The organism is Jeongeupia naejangsanensis (genome assembly GCF_016865585.1).
GTDB classification, from domain to species: Bacteria; Pseudomonadota; Gammaproteobacteria; order Burkholderiales; family Chitinibacteraceae; genus Jeongeupia; species Jeongeupia naejangsanensis.
Genome location: NZ_JAESND010000002.1, coordinates 200,833 through 226,044 on the forward strand (window position 1 = coordinate 200,833; position 25,212 = coordinate 226,044).

Here is a 25,212-nt window from a genome sequence, read left to right on the forward strand (position 1 = left end):
CCTTGGCTGCTCAATGGGTATTGCTTGCACTTTGCACTCTGGCGTTGCCGGTGTCGGGCAGGTCGTCCACTACCGGCGCCGGGCGGTCGTCGATGCGGACAAACAGCAGTGCTGGTGCGATCAGCGCCGCGCCCACGCACAGATAGGTGGCAAGGAACATCGTATGCAGCTCATGCGCTTCGGTGGCAAAGTGGCCACCGAAGGCCACCAGCAACAGCCCGACCAGCGCAGCCCCCAGACTCATCGTCAGTTGCATGATCATCGACATCATGCTGTTGCCGCTGCCGGCAAGGCTGTTGTCGAGATCCTTGAGCATGTAGGTGTTCATCGCCGAGAACCGGGTCGCGTTGAGGCCGCCTTGCAGCACCATGAGTGGGATCATCAACGGGTAATAGCCGGCAAGACCGCACAGTCCGATGCCGACAACGGTCAGGCCAAGCAGGACGGTGGTCCAGCTCAGCACCCGCCGGTAGCCGAAATGCTGCACTGTACCGACGACGACACGCTTCATCGACATTGAACCGATCACGGTGGGAATCGACATCATCCCTGCGTGCATCGGACTGAAGCCGAGGCCCATTTGCAGGAAGAGCGGCGTCAGCAGCGGGAGGGCGCCGGTGCCGATGCGTCCGAAGAAGCTGCCCGCAGCGCCCATGGCAAAGCTGGGAACCTTGAGCAGGCGCGGATTGAACAGTGGTGCTTCGGCGCGATTGGCGTGCTGCCAGTACAGCATCAGCGCGCAAAAACCGAAGGCAAGCATCGGTACGACCGTGGTCATGGTCAGGTGCAGTTCACCCGCGCCTTCGAGCGCCAACGTCAGCATCGCCATCGAGGTGGCAATCAGGATGAATCCACCGAAGTCGAAGCGAGGCACGCGTTCGAGCGCGAAGTTGGGCATCAGCTTCCAGGTGGCCAGCATGCCCAGCAGCCCGATCGGTAGATTGATCAGGAAAATCCAGTGCCAGGAGACGTATTCGACCAGAAAGCCGCCAAGCGTCGGCCCCACAAGCGGGCCGATCAGGCCGGGCAGGGTGACGAAGTTCATCGCCGCCATGAAGTCCTTGCGCGGCACCGCCTTGAACACCGTCAGCCGGCCGACCGGCACCATCATCGCGCCGCCGGCACCTTGCAGGATCCGTGCGAACACCAGCGTGCTCAGGTTGGGAGCCAGCGCGCAGGCGAGCGAGCCGGTGGTGAACAGCGCGATGGCGCAAAGGAAGATGCGGCGCACGCCGAAGCGGTCTGCCAGCCAGCCGCTGGCGGGCAGCAGGATGGCCACGGTGAGGATGTAGGCAATGGCGACCGACTGCATCCGCAGCGGATTTTCGCCGAGGCTGTGCGCCATCGACGGCAGCGCCGTGTTGACGATGGTGGCGTCGAGCGTTTCCATGAAGAAACCGATCGCCACCAGCCAGAGCAGCCAGCGCGTCGATGATGGGGCTTGTTCGGTACTCATTTCAGCCTTCCCTACCGGGGAGGCGGGGAGCCTCGCTCGGTATTTCGTAGTAATGCTACGAAATACTAAGCGCGGATTCCATTTGTTTCCGTACCTTTATTACGTTGTAATAGGCAACTATTGTGCGTGTTGAGCCTTAGACCGGCGGCGGCAGCGTGACGACGGTGTTGCGGCCGCGGTGCTTGGCTTCATAGAGCGCGCGATCGGCACGTTCGAGAAAGGTTGCCAGCGGCTCGGTAGCGAGTGTCGTGACGCCGAAACTTGCCGTCATCGTCTGGCCGGTGGGCCACGTGTTGGCCTCGGTGCTGTAGCGGAGCGATTGCGCCAGTTGCCCCGCGTGCTCGAGCGAGGTGTCGGGGCAAAGCAGAACGAACTCTTCACCGCCCCAGCGCACCAGATAGTCGCGCTGGCGGATGCGCTTGCGCAGCAGGGCGGAAAATTGCTGCAGGACCGTGTCGCCCATTGCATGACCATGCTCGTCGTTGACGCGCTTGAAATGGTCGATGTCGCAAAAGATGACCGCCAGCGGCCGTTCTTCGTCCAGCGCTCTGGCTGCCTCGTCGAGCAGGGCGTCGCGGATGCCCGCGCGGTTGAGCGCGCCGGTCAGCGGATCGCGCTTGGCTTTTTCGCCGATCTTGGCGTTTTCCAGCATCAGTGCCGCGTTGAGCTCCTGCAGCTCTGCTTCGCGCTCGCGGCTGTGCGCCAGCGTGCTGCGCATGCGCAATTGCCAGTGCGCCAGATACGTAATAGCGGCACACAGCCACAGGGCCACGATGAACAGCGCCATCTCGCCGGCGCTGACCCATTTGCCGCGAAATTCGATGTAGTCGATCTTGAATTGCAAGTCGGCCTTCTCGCGCACGCCGGCCGTATCCAGCAACAGCATGGGCACGTTCTGCATTTCGACCGCCGCGCGCTCGATCGGAATGTTGTTGTTGTTCAGCCACCACGAGGCCACGTTGAATGCCCGCATCGGCACCTTGATTTCACTGCCGTCGGCACGCGGCTCGAATTGCAGCTCGTTGAGCCGCCAGGTCAGAGGGTCGTCGGCCTTCGCGCTGCCGATATCGAAGTCGCGCAGGAACAGGCGCAGTCGCTGCGCACCGGTACCGCTGGCCGAGACCTTGAGCGCGATGTGCGAGAAACGGGAGAAGTCGATGCCCTGATGCGGATCATTGCTGAACGAGACGCGCAGTTCGCAATAGGGCCATTCGTAATCGGGCTTCAGTTTGCAATCGAAAAGGAGGCGCTGGCCCTGCCGTTGCAGCGTGGCCACCGAAGCCCCGCCTTCGTCCCGGTCGGACAGCGCGGTGATCTGATACGTGCTTTCGCCATCGAGCCGCAACACCCGATTCAAGCCCAGATGCTGCCACACAAGCAGGGCAATGCTGAGCATCAACAGGATGAATATGGCGGCGCGGAGGCGCCGGTCGGCAAGGGGAACAGGCATTGGCGGTCGGATTGCATTGAGGGGGTTGGAGACAATTAAACCGTTTTTCGCACATTAAACAAACTTGTAATGACCGGGTTGTATCTCGATGGTCATTCCGGTATTCAAAGCACGCTGTAATTAGCGCCAATTTCTTGCATTGTGCTTCGATTAATCACCGGGTTATGCAAGTACGCTTGCAGTTGATTGTCTGGATTCGCAAGAAATTGGTATTCCGTGTAAGCGAACTTGCAGCACTACGTCATCATTACCAATGCCAATTGGCTATTCTATCCGTACATTCGCCGCTTCCGAGCCTGCGCTTCCCCGACCCGTCATGTTCCTTCATCCTGCCCTGACCTTGCAGCGCGCACCGATCAACCGGCGACGGATGTTGCGCGCGGTGATTGCGGTCGGCTTGCCACTGGCGATTGCGCTGGTGCGCGGCGAGTTCCTGCCTGCCGTTTATGGTGCGGTCGCCGGCTTCTATACGCTGTTCGTCGACAGTGGCGGCGATACCGGCGAGCGACTGGCCGCGATTCTGTACATGACGGTCGGCATGCTGCTGGCCGGGATTGCCGGCGTTGTCGGCCACTATGTGCCCGGTGCGTCGCTGGTGCTGCTCCTCGGTTTCACCGCCGTGGCCGGCTGGCTGCAAGGCGCCGGCAGTGCGGTCGAGTTCATCGGCAAGTACTGGCTGATCGCCTTTCTGTTCGGTGACAGCGCGCCCGATCTGCCGCCCTTGTGCGGAACATATCTGATTGTCGGTGGTCTGGCGGGGATGTTCGCGGTGCTGGTCGACCTGATCATCGCGCGCCGGCCCGAGCCGCAGAGTGCGCCGATGTTGCGCGATGCGGCGCGGCACCTTTTGCGTCGCCGCCACACCAATGGTGCGTTCACTTTCTATTTCATGGTGTTGGTCGTCGTCGGTTATGCCGTCGGTCACTGGCTTGGCTTGACCCGTGCGTACTGGGTGCCGCTGACCATCGTCATCGTCACCGTTTACGATCCGCGCCACAGCATTCACAAGCTGATCCAGCGGCTGGCCGGTTCGCTGCTCGGTGCGGTGCTCGGCGCGCTGATTGTGCATTTCGTTCGTGCCGAATGGGCGCTGGCACTGTGCGTGACGGCAATGGCGGCGTGGCTGCCGGCGGCACAGGCGCGCAACTACTGGGTGGCGGTGATTCCGATCACCGCGCTGGTGATGGTGCTGCTCGATTTCGGCATCCTGCGCGGCAGCATGTCGGCGACCGATTTCGCGCTGGCACGGATGGCGGACACCGTGGTGGGCTGCCTCGTCTGCGGCGTGGGGGCGATGATCTATCTGCGGTTGTTGCCACGGATAGAGGCGCGGCAGCAGCCCCGCCGTCTCCGGCAGAAGCAGGACATATAGTCAAAATTGTTGACTTAAACATCCGGGCGGTGTCAATGCCCGCGAAACAGCGTTGTGACATCACGCAAATTTCATGCTGGCGGCGTAACAAGTACCGCCACGGGGCGAGGTCGATGGACTACATTTCCCGCATCAGACCTCCGTGCTCTCAGTCCGCGTGCTGCGCGCTCAAGCCAGAATCCGGACCGAACCGAATCAGTAGCTCAGGCGCCGTGGCGCCATTGCAAAGGAAACACACATGCAGACATTCTTCATTGCGCCGACACGACAGAACGTCGGCCTGACCTCGGTGTCGCTCGGCGTCGTCCGGGCGCTGCAGCGCCAGGGGCTGAAGGTCGGCTTCGTCAAGCCGGTCTCGCAGGATCACCACGAGGTCGAGCGCTCGACGCATTTCGCCCGCGAAATCTGCCAGATCGACACGCCGAACGGCCTATCGACCGGCCAGGTGATCGCCCGCGTTGCATCGGGGCAGAATGACGAGCTGATGGAAGACATCGTCAGCCTGTGTATGCGTGCATCGCAAGGCGCCGACGTGCTGGTGGTCGAAGGTCTGCATGTCGATCCGAACAACGCGTTTACCGCCGGCCTGAACGCCGGCATCGCCCGCGCGATGCAGGCCGAAACCGTGCTGGTGGCCAACGCCGGTGCGCCGGGCGCGGTCAACGAGGTCAAGGTGCTGGCCGCCCAGCTCCGGCATGACGGACTGAATGTCGCCGGGGTGATTTTCAACAAGGCGCCGGCCACGTTCGATGCCGCCGCGCAGCCGGCCATCGACGGCATCCCGGTCTGGGGCGTCGTCCGCTATGACGCGCTGCTGCTGGCGCCGCGCACGCTCGACGTCGCGCGCCACCTGAATGCACAGGTGCTCATCGAGGGCGAGATCGCCAAGCGCCGTGTCCGCGATACCGTGATCGCCGCCCGTTCGGTGACCGAAGTGGTCGAACGGCTGGTGCCGGGCGCGCTGGTCGTCAGTGCAGGCGATCGCGACGACATCATGCTGGCGACCGCGCTGGCGGCAAAGAACGGCGTACAGCTCGCCGGACTGCTGCTGACGCACTCGAGCCTGCCGGACCAGCGCATCCGCGATTTTGCGGCGATGGCCCTCAACAGCGGCATTCCGGTGCTGCAGACCGACACCGACAGCTTCGGCACCGCCGCACGCATTGCCCAGGTGCCGCCGGCCGTGGCGGCCGACGACATCGAACGGATGAATGCCGTACTCGATGCAGTGGCCGAACAGCTCTCGGCCGAATCGCTGGCCGCCGGTGTGCGCGTCCCGGCTTCGGGGCGGATGTCGCCGCCGGCGTTCCGCTACCAGCTGATCAGCAAGGCCCGCGCAGCGAAGAAGCGCATCGTACTGCCGGAAGGCGACGAGCCGCGCACGATCAAGGCTGCTGTGATCTGCGAAGAGAAGGGCATCGCCAGCTGCGTGCTGCTGGGCAAACGCGCCACGATCGAATCGATCGCCGCCGCGCAGGGCGTGACGCTGCCGGCGTCGCTGGAAATCCTCGACCCGGATCTGGTCCGTCAGGAGTACGTCGCGCCGATGGTCGAACTGCGCAAGAGCAAGGGCCTGACCGAAGGCCAGGCGCTTGAACAGCTGGCCGATACCGTCGTGCTCGGCACGATGATGCTGGCGGTCGACAAGGTCGACGGTCTGGTGTCCGGCGCCGTGCATACGACCGCCAGCACCGTCCGCCCGGCGCTGCAGCTGATCAAGACCGCCCCGGGTTCGTCGATCGTCTCGTCGGTGTTCTTCATGCTGATGCCGGACCAGGTGCTGGTCTACGGCGACTGCGCGATCAATCCGAACCCGACCGCCGAACAGCTGGCCGAAATCGCCAAGCAGAGTGCCGACAGCGCCCAGGCATTCGGTGTCGATCCGAAGGTTGCGATGATCAGCTACAGCACCGGCAAGTCCGGCGCCGGTGCCGATGTCGACAAGGTGCGTGCTGCGGCCGAACTGGCGCGCGAAAAGTACCCGCAACTGGTACTCGACGGTCCGCTGCAGTACGACGCCGCATCGGTCGCCGACGTCGCCGCGCAGAAGGCGCCGGGCAGCAAGGTGGCCGGTCAGGCGACCGTGTTCGTGTTCCCGGACCTGAATACCGGCAATACCACGTACAAGGCGGTGCAGCGCAGCGCCCATGTCGTCAGCGTCGGTCCGATGCTGCAGGGCCTAAGAAAGCCGGTGAACGACCTGTCGCGCGGCGCGCTGGTCGACGACATCGTGTTCACGATCGCGCTGACGGCCATTCAGGCTGCACAGATGGACGCTGCCCGCTAGGCCAGTGCCCACGCGCAGAAAAAAACGCCGGCTTGAAGCTGGCGTTTTTATTGGCTGCAACCCGCGCCCTCGCTGGGCGGGCAGGGTAGAACCGGATGCAATTTGTGCCGGACGGTCATTGTGCCCAAAGCGTAACGTCATGATCGCGTGGTAGAATCCCCGGTTTACCCAAACCTTCGCAGCATTCCATGACACGCGCCCTTCGCAACATCGCCATCATTGCCCACGTCGACCACGGCAAAACCACCCTGGTCGACCAACTCCTGCGCCAATCCGGCACCTTCCGCGACAACCAGCAGGTTGACGAGCGCGTGATGGACTCGAACGATCTTGAAAAGGAACGTGGCATCACGATTCTGGCCAAGAACACCGCCATCGAATACGAAGGCACCCACATCAACATCGTCGACACCCCGGGGCACGCCGACTTCGGTGGTGAAGTCGAGCGCGTGCTCGGCATGGTCGACGGCGTGCTGCTGCTGGTCGACTCGGTCGAAGGCCCGATGCCGCAAACCCGCTTCGTGACCAAGAAAGCGCTGGCGCTGGGTCTGAAGCCGATCGTCGTGATCAACAAGGTCGACCGTCCGGGCGCGCGTCCGGACTGGGTCGTCGACCAGACGTTCGACCTGTTCGACAAGCTGGGCGCAACCGACGAACAGCTCGACTTCCCGATCATCTACGCTTCGGGCCTGAACGGCTTCGCCAAGCTCGATCTGGCCGAAGAATCGGACAACATGCGTCCGCTGTTCGAAGTGGTGCTCAAGCACGTGCCGACGCCGCCGGGTGACCCGGATGCGCCGCTGCAAATGCAGCTGTCGGCACTGGACTACTCGACCTACACCGGCCGTCTTGGCGTCGGCAAGGTCATCAACGGCCGCATCAAGCCGGGCCAGCAAGTCGTGGTGATGAACCATGACGAGCAAGTCGCCACCGGTCGCATCAACCAGGTGCTCGGTTACAAGGGTCTGGATCGCGTGCCGGTCGAAGGCGCCGAAGCCGGTGACATCATCATCATCTCGGGTCTGGACGACATCGGTATCGGTGTCACGATCTGCGACAAGGAAAACCCGATCGGCCTGCCGGTCCTCGGCGTCGACGAGCCGACGCTGAACATGGACTTCATGGTCAACACCTCGCCGCTGGCAGGTACCGAAGGCAAGTTCGTCACTTCGCGCCAGATCCGCGATCGCCTGACCAAGGAGCTGCTGACCAACGTCGCGCTGCGCGTCGAAGACACGGCCGATGCCGACATCTTCCGCGTGTCGGGCCGCGGCGAGCTGCACCTGACGATCCTGCTGGAAAACATGCGCCGTGAAGGCTTCGAAATGGCCGTGGCCAAGCCGCGCGTCGTTTACAAGGACATCGACGGCCAGAAATGCGAGCCGTACGAAAACCTGACCATCGACCTGGAAGACGAACACCAGGGCGGCATCATGGAAGAAATCGGTCGTCGTCGCGGCGAACTGACCAATATGGAATCCGACGGCCAGGGTCGTACCCGCCTCGAATACCATATCCCGGCACGCGGCCTGATCGGCTTCCAGTCGGACTTCATGACCATGACCCGCGGCACCGGCCTGATGAGCCACGTGTTCGATGACTACGCACCGGTGAAGCCGGACATGCCGGGTCGCCACAACGGCGTGCTGATCTCGCAGGACAACGGCGAAGCCGTGGCCTACGCACTGTGGAAGCTGGAAGACCGCGGCCGCATGTTCGTGTCGCCGGGCGACAAGCTGTACGAAGGCATGATCATCGGCATCCACAGCCGCGACAACGATCTGGTCGTGAACCCGATCAAGGGCAAGCAGCTGACCAACGTTCGTGCTTCGGGTACCGACGAAGCCGTTCGCCTGACCACCCCGATCAAGCTGTCGCTGGAATCGGCGGTCGAGTTCATCGACGACGACGAACTGGTCGAAATCACTCCGAAGTCGATTCGTATCCGCAAGCGTCACCTGCAGGAACACGAACGCCGCCGTGCGGCCAAGTCGGAAGGCTGATTCGGCCTTGCCTGAAAAGAACGGAGCCCGAGCGGCTCCGTTTTTTTTGTCCGTCTGTCGCATCCATCACGACGTCTGCCGCCGGCCGCTTGTTCGTTGCAAGGCTGAACCTTATCGTTTTCGACGACCGGTTTTGAGGCCGGCAATCACACAAGGCGCCGGACGCCTGGGATGGAGAGAGCGATGAAGACAATGCATGGCGTGGCGTTCGCCGCGCTTCTGGGGCTGAGTGTGCTCGGCCACGCCGCCTGTCGCGGTAACTGGGCCGAAGGCACTACCTATACCGCGGGCGATACCGTGGTCTACAGCGGCACGGTCTACACCGCGCGCAGCACGCACACCGCCTACGTCGGTACCGGCTGGAATCCGGCCGCGACGCCGACCTTGTGGTCGGTTGGCGGGACTTGCGGCACCGCGCCGACCCCGACACCCTCGCCAACGCCAACGCCAACGCCAACGCCAACGCCAACGCCAACGCCAACGCCAACGCCAACGCCAACGCCAACGCCAACGCCAACGCCAACGCCAACGCCAGTACCGTCGCCGACACCGACACCGACACCGACACCGACACCGACACCGACACCGACACCGACACCGACACCGGTTCCGGGCGGTTGGGTGCTGCAGAACACCTTCGAGAACGACGCTGTCGGCCTCTACACCGCATCGGCGTTCCAGTCGGACTGGGGCATCGCGCCGGGCGAGTCGACCGGTGTCGCAGCGGGGCGGCTGTCCATCGTCGGCGACCCGGACAACCAGGCGAACAGGGTGCTGCGTGTCACCTACAAGGCCGGCCAGATCGGCGGCAACTCGGCCATGACTTTCGACGCGCCGCTGGGGGGCAATTACGGCCAGCTATGGCTGCAGTACAAGCTGCGTTTCGACAATGCCTTTACCTGGGTCAAGGGCGGCAAGCTGCCGGGTCTGGGCGGTGGCGATACGCCGACCGGCTGCATCCAGAACGGGACATTCGACGGCTTCACCACGCGGATGATGTGGCGCGAGAACGGCGTCGGCTTCAGCTACCAGTACTACCCGGGCAAGAAGGAGGAGTGCGGCGACTACTATGCGGTGGCCACCAAGTTCAAACCGGGCGTGTGGTACACGTTGACGCAGCAGGTCGTGCTCGGCGACGCAGGTCAGGCCAACGGCCAGTTCCGCCAGTGGGTCGACGGCAAGCTGGTGCTGCAGCAAAGCGGACTGCTGCTGCGCAATGGTGCGTCGGTTGGCGTGTCGGCGATCAAGATGGATACCTTCTTCGGCGGCTCGAGCACCGACTGGGCGCCGGCCAGTGACCAGTACGCTTACTTCGACGACTTCCGCGTCTCGACGGCCAGTCCGCTGGCGCTGGTCGACACCCTGAAGACGCCGCCGCCGTACAACGATCCGATCGTCGGCTACAGCCAGTGGCAGACCGGCAAGACCTATGCGCAGAACAGTCTGGTGTTCCGCGTCGATGCCAGTGGCGTGTACCACTACTACAAGGCACGCGGCTACATCGGTACGAACGTCGACCCGCTCGCGGGCAGCCTGCTGGACGTGTATTTCCAGGTGTATTCGCCACTGCGACTCGACAACGGCCAGAAATGGATCGAGCTGAGCGAGCCCTGGCTCTGACCCGGTACCAGGAACAACAAACCCGCCATCGGCGGGTTTGTTGTTTCGGCGGCAGGCTCAGCTGCGATGCACCGCGAGCGGTCCGTTGGCCTGACAGACCGGCATCAGCTGGATGTTGTTGATGTTGACGTGCGCCGGCCGGCTGGCCGTCCAGTAGACCGTATCGGCGATATCGTCGGCGGTCAGCGGCTGGACGTTCTGGTACACCGCACCGGCCTTGGCGTCGTCGCCGTGAAAACGCACGTTGGAGAACTCGGTACCGCCAGCCAGCCCGGGTTCGATATTGGTCACGCGTACCGGTGTACCGATCAGGTCGGCGCGCAGGTTGTAGCTCAGCTGATGGACGAAGGCCTTGGTTGCACCGTAGACATTGCCGCCCGGATAGGGCCATTCGCCGGCGGTCGAGCCCAGGTTGACGACGTGGCCGCGGCCGCGCTCGACCATGCCCGGCAGCAGCGCCCGGGTGCAGTAGACGAGGCCCTTGATGTTGGTGTCGATCATCCGTTCCCAGTCATCGAGATCGGCACGCTGCGCCGGTTCGAGTCCGAGCGCGAGGCCGGCGTTGTTGACCAGCAGATCGACCGCGGCGAAGCCGGCGGGGAGAGCCGCGAAGGCGGCGGCGACCGCATCGCGGTCGGTTACGTCGAGCTGCAGCGGCAGCAGCGCCGGGCCGAGTTCCGCCGCAAGCGCGTTGAGGCGGTCGATCCGCCGTGCGGTGGCGACGACGCGGTGGCCTTCGGCAACGAAGCGGCGAGCGATGGCCTGACCAAATCCGGCACTGGCACCGGTGACAACGACGATCATGGCTTTCTCCTGCATGAACGGGCTTTTCAGCGTGCACCATGCCGGCTGTGGCGACAACAGACAATCGTCCTCGTTTTCGGCCGGCGCAGTTGCGTATCCCGGGCGGTGCGGCTGAACGCGTAGTAACATTTACGCCATCTCACCACCTTCACGACATCATGCCCGCACATGACGAGGCCTTGGCCAAGGTCCGGCTGGACAAATGGCTCTGGGCTGCCCGTTTCTTCAAGACCCGTTCGATGGCGACCGAGGCGATCGACGCCGGTCACGTGCATCTGAACGGCGATCGCGCCAAGCCGGCGCGGACCATCAAGGTCGGCGACCGGCTGCGCGTGCTGGCCGCACACGGCGAGTTCGAACTGGTCGTGCAGGCGCTGTCCGACCGGCGCGGTCCGGCCGAGGTCGCACGCACGCTGTACGCGGAAACCCCCGAAAGCGAAGCGCGAAGGGCGCAACAGGCACAGGATCGCGAGCTGGTCCCGACGTTCGAGCATCCGCTGTCCAAAGGCCGGCCGACCAAGAAGTGGCGCCGGCAACTCCATGATTTTTCGCGCAAGCAGCAAGGCTGAGACCGATGGTTTCCGATACATCCACCGCCCCGATCTACCTGTTGTGCCGCAATGGCGATTACGCCGCGACGGTCAGCCAGCAACTGGCGATGTTCGGCCTGCGTGCCGTTGCTTTCCCGCGCGCCAGCGCGCTGCTTGCCGCGATACACGGCGAGGCGCCGCTGGCGGTGCTGGTCGACGAGGCCGGCTGTGAGGACATGATGCTGACGCAGGTGCTGCCGATGATTGCCCGGCTGAACAGCGGCCCGCTGGTCTACCTGTCGCTGCCGATGGCTGCGCAGGAGCAGATCGAACTGGCCCGCGCCGGCGTGACCGATTTCCTGCCCAAACCGTTCGACAGCCACCGGCTCATCGACCAGATCGACCGGATGCTCGAAGCCCAGTCGCCGCAACCGGCGCGCGTGCTGATCGTCGATGACTCGGAGACGCTGACCCACTGGGCGAGCAATGTGCTGACGATGGCCGGGATGCGCGTGCGCAGCGTCAAGAATCCGCTGAAAGTGCCGCAGCTGGTGGCGCTGGAGAAGCCCGAGCTGATCCTGCTCGACATGTACATGCCCGAATGTACCGGGGACGAGCTGGCCAAGGTGTTGCGGCAGAACCCGGCCTTCGATGGCATCCCCATCGTCTTCCTGTCGAGCGAAACGCAACGGGGCAGGCAGTTGTCGGCACGCCGCATGGGCGGGGACGATTTTCTGGTGAAGAACAACGATCCGGACGAACTGATCGACATCGTGGCGATGATGGTCGACCGGTATCGCCGCTTGCGCGAGCTGATGACCCGCGACAGCCTGACCCGGCTGCTGAACCATACCCACCTGATCGAGCGATTGCTGCAGGAGGTGGCGCGCGCGCACGAGACCGTGCGTCCGCTGGCATTCGCAATGATCGACATCGATCACTTCAAGTCGGTCAACGACCGCTACGGCCATGCCGTGGGTGACCGGGTGATCAAGAGTCTGGCGCGGTTGCTGCGGCAGAACTTCCCCGGCGCCGATCTCGTCGGTCGCTACGGCGGCGAGGAATTCTCGATCATTTTCCCCGACGCATCGCTGTTGCGTGCCGCGCAGCAGGTCGACGATCTGCGGCAGCGTTTCAGCGAGCTTTGCCATATCAGCGGCAATGGCGAGCCGTTGACGATTTCGTTCAGCGCCGGTGTTGCCCAACTGGGCAACGGCATGCAGACCGAACAACTGATCGAAACCGCCGATGCGGCGCTCTACCAGGCCAAGGCGGCCGGCCGGAATCAGGTCGGTCTGGCGCGATAAAAGGAAAAACATGTCCGCTCTGCACTACCGCATCCGCCCGGCCGATCTGGCCGGTCACTATTTCGACGTCACGCTGACGATCGACGAACCGGCCGCCGACGGCCAGATCGTCTGGCTGCCGGTGTGGATTCCCGGCAGTTACCTGATCCGTGAATTTGCGCGCAATATCACCGGTATTGCCGCGTACAGCGGTAAAAAGCCGGTCGAACTGCGCAAGCTCGACAAACACCGCTGGCAGGCTGTGCCGGTGGCCGGACCGCTGGAACTCGAGTACCGCGTCTACGCCTTCGATCTGTCGGTACGCGGGGCGTATCTGGACGACACGCGGGGCTTTTTCAACGGCACCAGCGTCTTTCTGGCCGTGGCCGGCCAGGAGTCGCAATCGTGCGACGTCGACATCGCCGCGCCGCGCGGCGAGGCCGCCAAGCGCTGGCGCGTGGCGACGACGCTGCCGGCGGTGAAGGTCAAGGACGGCGGATTCGGCCGCTATCGCGCACGCAATTACGACGAACTGATCGATCATCCGGTCGAACTCGGCACTTTCGATCAGGAGTCCTTCAAGGCTTGCGGTGTCCCGCACGACATCGTCATCGCCGGCCGGCACCGGACCGATTTCAAGCGGCTGAAGAAAGACCTGAAGAAAATCTGTGAAGCGCAGATCAGGCTGTTCGGCGAGCCGGCGCCGTTCGACCGCTACCTGTTCATGACCATGGTGACCGGCGACGGCTACGGCGGCCTCGAACACCGGGCTTCGACCGCGCTGATCACCAGCCGCCCGGACCTGCCGCTGGCACACGAAACCGACCGGAAGACCGGCTACATCCAGTACCTCGGCCTGTGCAGCCACGAGTATTTCCACAGCTGGAACGTCAAGCGGATCAAGCCTGCGGCGTACGCGCCATATCCGCTGGACCGCGAAGCCTATACGCGACTGTTGTGGGCGTTCGAGGGGATCACCTCGTACTACGACGATCTGATGCTGCTGCGCGCCGGCATCCTGACGCCGCAGCAATACCTCGATCTGCTGGCGCAAACGCTGACCGGTGTCGAGCGCACCCCTGGGCGCCGGCAACAGACGCTGGAAGACGCCAGCCTCGATGCATGGGTCAAGTATTACCGGCAGGACGAGAACAGCCCGAATGCGCTGGTCAGCTATTACACCAAGGGCGCGCTGGCCGCACTCTGCCTCGACCTGACGATCCGCCTGCGCACCGACGGTGCCAGGAGCCTCGATGACGTGATGCGCGCCTTGTGGCAGCGTTTTGGTCGCGATTTCGACCGGGATGGGCAGGGGGTTGGCGAAACCGAATGGGAGGCCGTTGCGAGCGATGTTGCGGGGTTCGACCTCAAGGCCTTCTTCGATCAGGCTTTGCGTTCGACCGAGGACTTGCCGGTGGTCAGCCTGCTCGACGCATTCGGTGTCGACGTGCAGCAGCGGCCACCGCTGGGCGGCAGCGACAAGGGCGGCTGGCGGGGCGGTACCATCTCCGCCGGCATCAGCATCGGTGCCCGGATCGCAGCCGATCCGGCCGGCATCAAGCTGACCCAGGTGTTCGATGGTGGTGCGGCCAGAGCGGCCGGTCTGGCTGCCGGCGACGTGCTGGTCGCGTTCGACGGGCTGCGTGTCGGCGCGGGCAGCTTCGATGGCGTGCTGGCGAGTTATCCGGCAGGCGCCAAGGTGCATGTCCATGCTTTCCGGCGTGACGAACTGATCGAACGTACCTTGCCGCTGCAGCTCGCCCAGGCCGATACATGGGGACTGAAGCTGCGGGAGGCGGGGGCGTACCCATTACGCTTATCGTGGCTGGATGAATGAATTAAGTTTTTGGTAAGTTCTTGTGGGCGTGTGTAAATTGAAGGGGTAGCCCAACACGGACGTCCGCATGTATCTGCCCCTGCCCGGATCGGGTTGGCTTTTCAGCTTGCGCAACCGGATGCTGCTTGTACTGCTGCTGATTTCCCTGGTCATCAGCGGTGCGGGTGCGACTTATGTCTACCAGCTGAAGGCCACCGCTGTTCGCGCCGGTATCGACGGCCGCATGCAAGCCGCCGCTGCTGCCGCCGAGCGTCTGCTGCCCGCGAGCCTGATTTCACACGATGCGCTGTTCGTCGACGACGCGCCACGCGATCCGGCTCAGGCCCGCCTCGCGATGGCGCGCTACTGCCGCCTTGCCGGCATCGACGGCCTGGGTTTCTATGCTTTCGAGGGTGACGCGCCGCGATGGATTGCCGGCGCGACGGTCAATGCGCTTGCACAAGGCCGCATTCCGGTCGAGCTGTACGCGCCGGTACAGGCCGGAGACACAAGCCAAGCGGTCGAAACACGGTTTCAAGGCCGGTCGGCCCGGGTGCTGTTTGTGCCGGGACCGCCCAACAGTGCCAATCGTTACCTCATCGCGGTCATGACCGCAGGTGAGGGGCTTGACCGGGATTTGCAGCAGGCCAGAATCGAATCCGCCGGTGTCGGGGTGCTGATGGTGCTGACCGGGCTGCTGCTGTCCTGGCTGCTCGCCTACTGGCTGGCTGCACCGGTGACGCAACTGCTCGCCGCGGTGCGGCGCATGCGCGGCGGTGACTACAGCACAAGGCTGCGACTCAAGGGGCGCGGCGAACTGCAGGAACTGGCGAGCAATTTCAACGCGATGAGCGAGGCGGTGGCCGAGCGGCAAAGGCTGATCCTGCGTCAGGCCTTCGAGGACGGGCTGACCGGCTTGCCCAACCGGAGCCACATGCTGGAGTTGATGCAGGCGCATATCGTGACCGATGGCACGCCATTCGTCGTGCTGCTGATCGACATCAACCAGTTCAAGTACGTCAACGATTACCTCGGTTATCAAACCGGTGACGCGATGCTGGTGGCGCTGGCAAAGCGCCTGGCCAGCCTCATGCACCTGCACGGCGAATTGTGTGCCCGGCTGCCCGGTGACGAATTTGCCTTGTTGTTCCCGAATGCACGTATCGACGGTTTGCCGCGGCTGCTGGCGCGTCTGGAGTCCGCGCTGGTTGACCCCGTCATTGTCAGCGGCCAGCGGCTTGATCTGAGTGTCGGCATCGGTGTCGCAGCCTATCCCGAACACGGCGAGAGTGCCGAATTGCTGTTGCGCCATGCCGAAGTGGCAATGTATCTCGCCAAGCGTGACCATGCCGCCTATGCAGTCTATTGCACCGAGACAGAGGCGCACCGCCGCAATCGCACGGCCTTGCTGGCCGACCTGCGTGAAGCGATCGAAGGGGGGCAGCTGCGTGTGCATTACCAGCCCAAGGCTTTGCTGCGCGACGGATCGGTGACCAAGGCCGAAGCGCTGGTGCGCTGGGCGCACCCCGAACGTGGCTGGATCGGCCCGGATGAATTCATCCCGTTTGCCGAGCAGACGGGGCGGCTGCGGGCCATCACGCACTGGGTGGTCGACACGGTGACCTGCCAGCTGGCGTACTGGCGCGAGGAAGGGCTGACGCTGTGCGTGTCGGTGAACGTCGGCATGAGCGACGTCGAGGACGATACCTTTGTGGCTTTCGTCGATCGCGCCTTGCGACGTCATGGCATCAATCCGTCGCAGCTGTGCCTCGAGATTACCGAAACCGGCATGATGCACCGGCCGAAACAATTGCTCGTCAACCTGGACCGTCTGCGCCAGTTGGGCGTGCAATTGTCGATCGACGACTTTGGTAACGGTTATTCGTCGTTTGGCTATCTGGCGCAGATGCCGGTGCACGAACTGAAAATCGACCGGACCTTCATCGAACGACTCGAACACAATTTCGAAAATGTCTCCATCGTTCGCTCGATCATCGAGCTCGGCCACATTCTCGGCCTTGATGTGGTGGCCGAAGGTGTGGAAACCCCTGCGATCTGGCAGGCCCTGGTGGTCATGGGCTGTGACGAGGCGCAGGGCTACCTGATTGCCAGACCGATGCCCGCCGACGAACTGACCCGCTGGCTGGAAAAAGGCTTCGACGTTCCGCCGCCGGTGACGAACATGGCGCCGGTGCTGTCGGCCTGAATGCCGGCGGGCATTCAGGCGCTGACTTCCGGAATAGGTCTAGACGTCACAACCTCGTAATAAGCGCTGCCTAGAATCCGCTGCGATTTCCCACCCACCGGATCGCACAAGGATCGCAGCCATGAAACTCGTCAACCGTATCGCTCTGGGCCTTGCCTGCGCAATGGCCGGCAGCGCGTTCGCCGATACCACGCTTACCGTGTACACCGCGCTGGAAGCCGATCAGCTCAAGGCCTACCAGCAGAAGTTCGAGGAAGAAAATCCCGGCATCAAGATCAAGTGGGTGCGCGATTCGACCGGCATCATCACCGCCAAGCTGCTGGCTGAAAAAGCCAATCCGCAGGCCGATGTGGTGATGGGCGTTGCCGCCTCGTCGCTGCTGGTGCTCGAGAAGGAAGGCATGCTGCAGGGCTATGCCCCGAAGGGTGTCGACAAGCTGTCGAAGGCCTATGTCGACTCGGCCAACCCGCCCGCCTGGGTCGGCATGGACGTCTGGGGCGCAACGATCTGTTTCAATACCGTCGAAGCGGCCAAGCTGGGCCTGAAGAAGCCGGAAAGCTGGCATGACCTGACCAAGCCCGAATACAAGGGCAGGATCGTGATGCCGAACCCGGCATCGAGCGGCACCGGCTACTTCGACGTCTCGGCCTGGCTCAAGGTCTTCGGCGAGAAGGACGGCTGGACCTATATGGACAAGCTGCACGACAACATCGCCCAGTACACGCATTCGGGCTCGAAGCCGTGCAAGCAGGCGGCCGCCGGCGAGTTCCCGGTCGGCATCTCGTTCGAGTACCGTGCGGCCAAGCTCAAGGAAGGCGGTGCGCCGATCGACCTCGTGTTCCCGAAGGAAGGTCTGGGCTGGGACGTCGAGGCCACGGCGATCATGAAGGGCACCAAGAACGCCGATGCGGCGAAGAAGCTGGCCGACTGGTCGGCGTCGCGCTCGGCCAACGAGCTGTACGAGAAGAACTTCGCCATCGTCGCGATGCCGGGCGTGGCCAAGCCGAATGCGCACATTCCGGGCAACTACGAGCAGTTGCTGATCAAGCAGGACCTGAAGTGGTCGGCGACCAACCGCGACAAGATCCTGGCCGAATGGACCAAGCGTTACGACGCCAAGTCCGAGCCGAAGAAGTAAGCCCGCGTTCCGTTCCCCAGACAGCCCCGCACTCGCGGGGCTGTTTGCATTCGGGGCCGCGATAAGGTCGATCAAAGTCGTCTAGACGTCATGGGTGCGTAACACTAGCCGTCTAGAGTGGCGCCATGTCAAAAGCGGACGGAAACATCATGATCCTGGACTGGGCCGGGCTGGAAAGCCTGTTGTGTAATGCCGGCCATTCGCTGTACGGCGGCGAGGCCATCAGCCAGCTTGAACATGCCCTGCAAAGCGCCGAGTGCGCCGAGCGCGACGGGGCCTCGGCGGCGCTGACGACTGCCGCCCTGCTGCATGACCTCGGGCATCTGGTGAGCGGGCAGGCGGATGACGATCTGGCCAACGGCATTGATGATCGTCACGAACAGATCGGCATCGCCGCACTGCGCGGGTTGTTCGGCGACGACGTGCTGGCGCCGATCGCACTGCATGTCGCGGCCAAGCGTTATCTGTGCGCGGTCGAGCCGACCTATCTGGCCGAGCTCTCGCCGGCATCGTGCCTGTCGCTGGCACTGCAGGGCGGGGTGATGACCACGGCGGAAGCCGAACGTTTCGACCGCAATCCGCACGCTGCTGCGGCCATCGCACTGCGACGCTGGGACGACGAGGCCAAGGTTGTCGGCAAGACCACGCCGACGCTCGGGCACTACCTCGCCATCGCCCGTGGTGCTGCGCGGACCACGGCTGGAGCATTGCAATGAACCGCGACTGGCAAGCAACCGGCGCGGTGATCGACGCATTGCGTGTCGAACGGGTCGCCAAGCGTTTCGGCGCGTTCACCGCACTTGACGGCGTGTCGCTGTCGGTGAAAAAAGGCGAGTTCCTCTGTCTGCTCGGCCCGTCGGGCTGCGGCAAGACGACCTTGCTGCGCATCATCGCCGGGCTGGAAGCCGCCAGCGACGGCGCGCTGTTCATGGCCGCCGGCGATGCCGAACGCGACGTCACGCGCCTGCCGGCATCGCAGCGCGATTACGGCATCGTGTTCCAGAGCTATGCGCTGTTTCCGAACCTGAACGTCGCACAGAACATTGCCTACGGCCTCAAGGGCAGGCGCGAGGACAAGGACTTGCGGGTTACCGCGCTGCTGGCGCAGATCGGCCTGCCCGGCATCGAACACAAGTATCCGTCGCAGCTGTCCGGTGGCCAGCAGCAGCGCGTCGCACTGGCGCGAGCGCTGGCGACGAGCCCGTCGTTGCTGTTGCTCGACGAGCCGCTGTCGGCGCTCGACGCCCGTGTGCGCGAGCACCTGCGCCGTGAAATCAAATCGCTGCAGCAAAAGCTCGGTGTCACCACGGTGATGGTGACGCACGATCAGGAAGAAGCCTTGACGATGGCCGACCGCATCGTGGTGATGAATCACGGCGTGATCGAGCAGATCGGTACGCCCGAGGAAATCTATACGCGGCCTGCAAACCGTTTCGTGGCCGAATTCGTCGGACAGTCGAACTGGCTGGCTGCGACGTCGGCCGGCATCGGCCAGGTCCTGCTCGGTGATGCCTTGCTCGGCGCCACGGTGACGCCGCCACGACCGGACGGCCATCCGCTCGAACTGTTCATCCGGCCCGAGGACGTGCAACTGCACGCGAGCTGGAGCCCGGTCGAGGCCCAGATCGTCAACACGGCGCTGGCGCACGTGCGCAAGATCGAACTGCTCGGCGGCTTTTACCGGATCGCGCTGAGCGTACCGGGCTGGGGCGGTCAGCAGCTGCTGGCCGACGTGGTGCGCAGCGAGTTCGAACGGCTGAACCTGTCGCTGGAGCGCATGGTGCCGGTGTCGCTGCCGGCCAATCGCCTGCGGGCCTTCGGTCCGTCAACCGGAGCTGCGGCATGATCGCGCTGCGTGCAGGCGGGCGTATCGCGGCCGACCGTAGCCAGCAGGTGGCCGCCGGCCTGCTCTGGTTGCTGGCGGCTGCGCTGGTGCTGGGACTCGCGCTGCCGCTGGCCGCGATTCTCGGCAAGGCGCTGACCGGCGACGATGGCCGTTTTGCCGGTCTGGCCCAGTTCGCCGCGATCGTCGGCGAAGCGCGCTTCTGGGATGCGGTATCCAACAGTCTGGCGGTCTCGCTGACGACTACGATGATCGTGTTGCCGCTGGCTTATGTGTTTGCCGCAGCGCTGACGCGTACCTGCATGCCGGCCAAGCCGCTGTTCCGCGCGCTGGCGCTGACGCCGCTGCTGGCGCCGTCACTGCTGCCCGGCATCGCGCTGGTTTACCTGTTCGGCAACCAGGGCCTGCTGAAGGCATGGTTTCCGGACGGCAGCATCTACGGCTTCTGGGGCATCGTCATTGCCGAGGTCTTCTTCACGTTTCCGCACGCGCTGATGATTCTGGTGACGGCGCTGTCGGTGGCCGATGCGCGCCTGTACGAAGCGGCAACCGCACTCGGTGCCGGCCGAATCCGCCGCTTCGTCACCGTGACGCTGCCGGCGGCCCGCTACGGCCTGATCTCGTCGGCACTGGTCGTGTTCACGCTGGTCATCGTCGATTTCGGTGCGCCCAAGGTGATCGGCGGCCAGTACAACGTCCTCGCGGTCGAGGTGTACAAGCAGGTGATCGGCCAGCAGAACTTCCCCAAGGGCGCGGTGATCGGCATGCTGCTGCTGCTGCCGGCGGTGCTCGCGTTCGTCATCGATCACCTGCTGCAACGCCGTCAGCGCGCGTTGCTCACGGCCCGGGCGCAACCCTTGGTGGTCCGGCCGCAAGCGTGGGTCGACGTGCTGAGTACCGTGGCATGCGCGGCCATCGGCGGCGCCCTGCTGGTCATTATCGCGACGGCGGTTGCGGCGGCCTTCATCAGGTTGTGGCCGTACAACCTCAGCCTGACGCTGGCGCATTTCGACTTCGACAATATGGATGGCGGCGGCTGGGCGGCGTTCTACAACAGCATGAAGATGGCGCTGGCGACCTCGGTGATCGGCACGCTGATGGTGTTCGGCGGGGCCTATCTGGCCGAGAAAACCCGCGCGGCGCCGGTTGCGCGGCAACTGCTGAAACTGCTTGCCATCATTCCGATGGCGGTGCCGGGGCTGGTGCTCGGCCTCGGCTACATCCTCTTTTTCAACAATCCGGCCAATCCGCTGCATTTCCTCTACGGCTCGATGACGGCGCTGGTGCTGTGCTCGGTCATGCACTTCTACACCACGGCGAACCTGACCGCGACGACGGCGCTGAAGCAGCTCGACGCCGAATTCGAGGCCGTTGCCGCATCGCTCAAGGTGCCGTTCTGGACGACGCTGTGGCGGGTGACGCTGCCGGTCTGCCTGCCGGCAATGCTGGATATCGCCCGGTTCTATTTCGTGTCGGCGATGTGCACGGTCTCGGCGGTGATTTTCATCTACACGCCCGATACCGTGCTGGCCTCGGTGGCTGTACTGAACATGGATGACGCCGGTGATACCGCCGCCGCCGCCGCGATGGCGACGCTGATCGTCGCCGCGTCGGCGCTGATCTGCCTGGTTTTCAGCGTGGCGAGCTGGTGGCTGAGCCGCCGGACGCAGGCGTGGCGGATACGCTGATGGTGGGTTGGCCGGGGCGGTGCCCCGGTTTTTTAGTGATGAAAAATTCGTCTAGATGACTGAGAGAGAACGATGAGAGAAGCCATTTTGCTCACCCCGGGGCCGCTGACGACCAGCCTGGCGACCAAGACCGCAATGCTGACCGACTGGGGGTCGTGGGATTCGGCGTTCAACGCGCTGACGGCGGGTGTCTGCAACGATCTGGTCAACATCGTCCACGGCGGCGAAACGCATGTCTGCGTACCGCTGCAGGGTTCGGGCACGTTTGCCGTCGAAGCCACGATCGGCACGCTGGTGCCCAAGGACGGCAAGCTGCTGGTGCTCGTCAACGGTGCATATGGCCGCCGGATGGCACAACTGACCCGGGTCATTGGCCGTCAGGTCGAGGTGTACGAAACCGCCGACGATCAGCCCGCCGATCCGGCCGAAATTGCAGCCCGGCTGGCAGCCGATCCGGCGATCACCCACGTCGGGGCGATCCATTGCGAAACCAGCACCGGCATCCTCAATCCGCTGGCGGCGATTGCCGACGTGGTCGAACGGGCCGGACGCCGGCTGATCATCGACGCGATGAGCGCCTTCGGTGCGCTGCCGGTCGATGCACGCGAACTCCGTTTCGATGCGCTGATCGCAACCAGCAACAAGTGCCTCGAAGGCGTGCCCGGTGTCGGCTTCGTCATTGCCCGGCGGGAAGCGCTGCTGGCGGCCAGCGGCAACAGCCATTCGCTGGCGCTCGATCTTGTCGACCAGTACCTCTACCTGCAGAAAACCGGTCAGTGGCGTTTCACGCCGCCGACCCACGTCGTCGCCGCGCTGGCGTCGGCCCTTGAACAGTACCGGCTTGAGGGGGGCCAGCCCGCGCGGCTGGGGCGCTATGCAGCCAATTGCCGTCAGCTGGTCTCGGGGCTGGCCCGGCTCGGGCTGCGGCCGCTTCTCGAGCCCTCGCTGCAGGCACCGATCATCGTTACCGTTCATGCGCCGAACCATCCCGACTACGAGTTCAAGCGCTTCTACGAGGCGGTGCGCGCTCGCGGCTTCGTGCTCTATCCGGGCAAGCTCACCGAGGTCGAGACCTTCCGCGTCGGCTGCATTGGCGCCATCGACTCGGCCGAGATCGGTCAGGCCGTCGCTGCGATCGCCGATGCACTCGCCGAACTCGGCTGGATCCACTAACAGCGACCAACAAAACCCTGCTGGCTGCGTTGTGCTCGCTTGCCTTACTGCTCGCACTGCTGCGACCGCAGGGAGTCCCTGTGGGACGTGTGCGGATGCATTGCCAGCACCGCTGCGCCGGGTTGTGTCAGCAGCTCCGATCCGCGCCCACAAGTCAGATTCAGGCCAGTGCGCGTCGTCGCCGTACTGTGTCCCACCCTCCAACAGGAGCACACCATGAACTACCGCTATACCCGCCGCTACGCCGGCAAGCTGCAGGCCGTTATCTTCGACTGGGCCGGCACCGTCGTCGATTTCGGCTCGTTTGCACCGACGCAGGTGCTGATCGATGCACTGGCCGGCTTCGGCATCGACGTCCATCTGGCCGAAGCCCGCGTGCCGATGGGACTGGCAAAGTGGGACCACATCCGCGCGCTGGGCGACATGCCGCAGGTCGCCGCACGCTGGCAGACCAGGTACGGCCGCGCGATGAGCAACGGCGATGTCGATGCGGTGTACGAAGCTTTCATGCCGCTGCAGGTGGCGCGTGTCGGCCAGTACTCGCAACTGATCCCCGGTGCGCTCGAGACGATCGCCGTGCTGCGGGCGCAGGGCATCAGGATCGGTTCGTGCTCGGGCTATCCGCGCATCGTGATGGACACGCTGCTGCCGATCGCCCGCGAGCGCGGCTATTCGCCCGATTGCACCATCGCGACCGACGATTTGCCGGCCGGCGGCCGGCCGGGCCCCTGGATGGCGCTGGAGAACGTCAACCGGCTGGCTATCGCCGACGTCGCCGCCTGCGTCAAGGTTGACGACACAGTGCCGGGCATTGCCGAAGGACTCGCGGCCGGGATGTGGACGATCGGTCTGTCTGCGTCGGGCAACGAAGTCGGGCTGACGCACGAGGAATGGACAGCGCTGAGTCCGGCGGAACAGGCTGCCCGTCGGGCACCGGCCGAAGCCAAGCTCTACGCTGCCGGCGCGCATTTCGTCGTCGACAGCATTGCCGATCTGCCGGCCGTGATCGACGAGATCAATGCGCGCCTCGCCCGCGGCGAGCGCCCATGAACACGGCAAAGCGGTGCGATATTGCCATCGTCGGCGCCGGCATCGTCGGACTGGCGCACGCGCTGGCCGCGGTCAAGCGCGGCCACACCGTGACGGTGTTCGAGCGCGACAGCCAGCCGCTCGGTGCGTCGGTCCGCAACTTCGGCCTCGGTCTCGTCCTCGGACAGGCGCAGGGCGAGATGCACGCGCTGGCGCGTACCAGCCGCGAGATCTGGCTCGACGTCCTGCCGAAGGCCGGCTGCTGGCACAAGACGCAGGGCAGCGTGACCGTGGCGCGCAACGCGGTCGAGCAGGCGGTGCTCGACGAATTCCAGGCCTTGCGTGGTCATGAATACGGTACGCGTCTGCTGAGCCCGGCCGAGGTCGGCACGTTTGGTTTGCCGATCGGGCAGGTGACCGGGGGGCTCTACAGCGGCGACGAGATCGCGTTCGAATCGCGCGTGGCGCTGCCGCGTATCGTCGCCTGGCTGGCCGAGGTGCATGGCGTCGAGTTCGTGTTCGGCGCGCAGGTCAACGCGATCGACCTGCCGACGGTGACGACCAGCCGTGGTGTCTGGCAGGCCGAGCGGGCCATCGTCTGCGCCGGCCACGATTTCCAGACGCTGTTTCCCGACGCTTATGCCCAGCCGCCGCTGCAGCGTTGCGCACTGCAGATGCTGCGCGTTGCCAATCCGGGCGTGATGCTGGGGCCGGCGTTCATGACCGGGATGTCGACGCTGCGCTACAGCTCGTTTGCCGGGCTGGAGACGCTGGCCGCGTTGCGGCGTCAGCTCGACGAGTCCGACCCGGTCTGGCTCAATGAGGGCATCCACCTGATCGTCCAGCAGGTCGGCGCGTCGGGCGAGTTGCTGATCGGCGATTCGCACCGCTACGGCGAGTCGGTCGGGCCGTTCAACAGCGAGGCAATCGACGCACGCCTGCTGCAGCTGGCCGGGTCACTGCTCGGGCGGCCGTTGACGGTGCTGGAGCGCTGGCAGGGCGTGTATGCCAGCGGGCCGGATGGTTACCTGGTCCGGGAGCCGGCGCCCGGGGTGACCGCGGTGGCGATTACCTGCGGTATCGGCATGAGCGTGTCGTTCGGGCTGGCGGAGCAGATTCTGGGGCCGGCTTAACCGGCAGCCGCTGGCAACGTGTCGGCGGCCTGGATCAGTTCGACGCGGTTGCCGGCCGGGTCGATGGTGAACCCGCGCGGGCTGCCGAGCACATCGGATTGCGTGTGCCAGCACGCGCCACGCGCTGCCAGTTTGTCGAGCACGGCGGCCAGATCGTCGACCACGAGGGCAAAGTGGACGCTGGGGTGGGGAGGCAGATCGCTTTCGGACAGGTGCAGTTGCACTGTCGGCGTGAGCTGCAGCCACGCGCCGGTAACGTGCTCGCTTTTGCTTTTCTTGGGAATGCGGGCAAAACCGAGCACCTCGGCGTAGAAGGCGACGACCGCGTCGGTCCCGCCCGGCGGGACGACGATGGTGAGGTGATGAAGGTACGCCATG

Annotated in this window: 19 protein-coding genes; 15 read left to right on the plus strand and 4 right to left on the minus strand. The window is 64.3% G+C overall.

What is annotated here, in order from left to right; all coding sequences use genetic code 11:
• Nucleotides 1–10 precede the first annotated feature (10 nt).
• Both mdtD and JMJ54_RS06095 read right to left on the minus strand, forming a co-directional pair.
• Nucleotides 11–1,456, minus strand: a complete 1,446-nt coding sequence (mdtD, locus tag JMJ54_RS06090; RefSeq protein ID WP_203537060.1) for a multidrug transporter subunit MdtD — start codon at nucleotides 1,454–1,456, stop codon at nucleotides 11–13.
• A gap of 136 nt (nucleotides 1,457–1,592) precedes the next feature.
• The gene (locus JMJ54_RS06095; RefSeq protein ID WP_203537061.1) at nucleotides 1,593–2,906 is read right to left on the minus strand and encodes a GGDEF domain-containing protein; all 1,314 of its coding nucleotides are present in this window, start codon (nucleotides 2,904–2,906) and stop codon (nucleotides 1,593–1,595) included.
• A gap of 316 nt (nucleotides 2,907–3,222) precedes the next feature.
• Between JMJ54_RS06095 and JMJ54_RS06100 the strand changes: the two genes are divergently transcribed.
• The 4 genes from JMJ54_RS06100 (at nucleotide 3,223) to JMJ54_RS19140 (ending at nucleotide 10,188) form a co-directional block, all read left to right on the plus strand.
• Complete coding sequence (locus JMJ54_RS06100) at nucleotides 3,223–4,278, plus strand: FUSC family protein (RefSeq protein WP_203537062.1); 1,056 nt, start codon at nucleotides 3,223–3,225, stop codon at nucleotides 4,276–4,278.
• 238 nt (nucleotides 4,279–4,516) lie between these two features.
• A complete protein-coding gene (gene pta / locus JMJ54_RS06105; protein ID WP_203537063.1) occupies nucleotides 4,517–6,565 on the plus strand; it encodes a phosphate acetyltransferase in 2,049 nt (682 codons plus the stop codon).
• A gap of 188 nt (nucleotides 6,566–6,753) precedes the next feature.
• Nucleotides 6,754–8,568, plus strand: a complete 1,815-nt coding sequence (gene typA / locus JMJ54_RS06110) for a translational GTPase TypA (protein ID WP_203537064.1) — start codon at nucleotides 6,754–6,756, stop codon at nucleotides 8,566–8,568.
• A gap of 183 nt (nucleotides 8,569–8,751) precedes the next feature.
• Entirely contained in the window at nucleotides 8,752–10,188 is a 1,437-nt protein-coding gene (locus tag JMJ54_RS19140; RefSeq protein ID WP_373310134.1) for a polysaccharide lyase, read from the plus strand.
• Nucleotides 10,189–10,245: 57 nt separating this feature from the next.
• On the opposite strand, the gene JMJ54_RS06120 is transcribed toward JMJ54_RS19140, so the two are convergent.
• Nucleotides 10,246–10,992 carry an SDR family NAD(P)-dependent oxidoreductase gene (locus JMJ54_RS06120; protein WP_203537065.1) on the minus strand — a complete coding sequence of 249 codons (747 nt, stop codon included), beginning with the start codon at nucleotides 10,990–10,992 and terminating at the stop codon, nucleotides 10,246–10,248.
• Nucleotides 10,993–11,150: 158 nt separating this feature from the next.
• On the opposite strand from JMJ54_RS06120, the gene JMJ54_RS06125 reads away from it, so the two are divergent.
• The 11 genes from JMJ54_RS06125 (at nucleotide 11,151) to JMJ54_RS06175 (ending at nucleotide 24,834) form a co-directional block, all read left to right on the plus strand.
• A complete protein-coding gene (locus JMJ54_RS06125; RefSeq protein WP_203537066.1) occupies nucleotides 11,151–11,561 on the plus strand; it encodes an RNA-binding S4 domain-containing protein in 411 nt (136 codons plus the stop codon).
• A 5-nt stretch (nucleotides 11,562–11,566) separates the two neighbouring features.
• Nucleotides 11,567–12,829, plus strand: coding sequence for a GGDEF domain-containing protein (locus JMJ54_RS06130; RefSeq protein ID WP_203537067.1), 1,263 nt, complete (start codon nucleotides 11,567–11,569; stop codon nucleotides 12,827–12,829).
• A 10-nt stretch (nucleotides 12,830–12,839) separates the two neighbouring features.
• Nucleotides 12,840–14,645 carry a M61 family metallopeptidase gene (locus JMJ54_RS06135; protein WP_203537068.1) on the plus strand — a complete coding sequence of 602 codons (1,806 nt, stop codon included), beginning with the start codon at nucleotides 12,840–12,842 and terminating at the stop codon, nucleotides 14,643–14,645.
• A 67-nt stretch (nucleotides 14,646–14,712) separates the two neighbouring features.
• Nucleotides 14,713–16,830, plus strand: coding sequence for a putative bifunctional diguanylate cyclase/phosphodiesterase (locus tag JMJ54_RS06140; protein WP_203537069.1), 2,118 nt, complete (start codon nucleotides 14,713–14,715; stop codon nucleotides 16,828–16,830).
• Between the two features lie 121 nt (nucleotides 16,831–16,951).
• Entirely contained in the window at nucleotides 16,952–17,968 is a 1,017-nt protein-coding gene (locus tag JMJ54_RS06145; protein ID WP_203537070.1) for a putative 2-aminoethylphosphonate ABC transporter substrate-binding protein, read from the plus strand.
• A 149-nt stretch (nucleotides 17,969–18,117) separates the two neighbouring features.
• Nucleotides 18,118–18,684 carry a phosphonate degradation HD-domain oxygenase gene (locus tag JMJ54_RS06150; protein WP_203537071.1) on the plus strand — a complete coding sequence of 189 codons (567 nt, stop codon included), beginning with the start codon at nucleotides 18,118–18,120 and terminating at the stop codon, nucleotides 18,682–18,684.
• Entirely contained in the window at nucleotides 18,681–19,814 is a 1,134-nt protein-coding gene (locus tag JMJ54_RS06155; RefSeq protein ID WP_203537072.1) for a putative 2-aminoethylphosphonate ABC transporter ATP-binding protein, read from the plus strand. The genes JMJ54_RS06150 and JMJ54_RS06155 overlap by 4 nt, the downstream gene beginning before the upstream one ends.
• Complete coding sequence (locus JMJ54_RS06160; RefSeq protein ID WP_203537073.1) at nucleotides 19,811–21,499, plus strand: putative 2-aminoethylphosphonate ABC transporter permease subunit; 1,689 nt, start codon at nucleotides 19,811–19,813, stop codon at nucleotides 21,497–21,499. Before JMJ54_RS06155 ends, JMJ54_RS06160 begins: the two co-directional genes overlap by 4 nt.
• A 72-nt stretch (nucleotides 21,500–21,571) precedes the next feature.
• Nucleotides 21,572–22,672 (plus strand): 2-aminoethylphosphonate--pyruvate transaminase, encoded by a 1,101-nt coding sequence (locus JMJ54_RS06165; protein ID WP_203537074.1) that lies wholly within the window; start codon nucleotides 21,572–21,574, stop codon nucleotides 22,670–22,672.
• A 216-nt stretch (nucleotides 22,673–22,888) separates the two neighbouring features.
• A complete protein-coding gene (gene phnX, locus JMJ54_RS06170; RefSeq protein ID WP_203537075.1) occupies nucleotides 22,889–23,722 on the plus strand; it encodes a phosphonoacetaldehyde hydrolase in 834 nt (277 codons plus the stop codon).
• Nucleotides 23,719–24,834 (plus strand): TIGR03364 family FAD-dependent oxidoreductase, encoded by a 1,116-nt coding sequence (locus JMJ54_RS06175; protein ID WP_203537076.1) that lies wholly within the window; start codon nucleotides 23,719–23,721, stop codon nucleotides 24,832–24,834. Before phnX ends, JMJ54_RS06175 begins: the two co-directional genes overlap by 4 nt.
• Here the strand turns inward: JMJ54_RS06175 and JMJ54_RS06180 are convergent.
• Nucleotides 24,831–25,211, minus strand: a complete 381-nt coding sequence (locus JMJ54_RS06180) for a VOC family protein (protein WP_203537077.1) — start codon at nucleotides 25,209–25,211, stop codon at nucleotides 24,831–24,833. The two genes, JMJ54_RS06175 and JMJ54_RS06180, sit on opposite strands and share 4 nt — an antisense overlap.
• Between the last annotated feature and the right edge of the window lies 1 nt (nucleotide 25,212).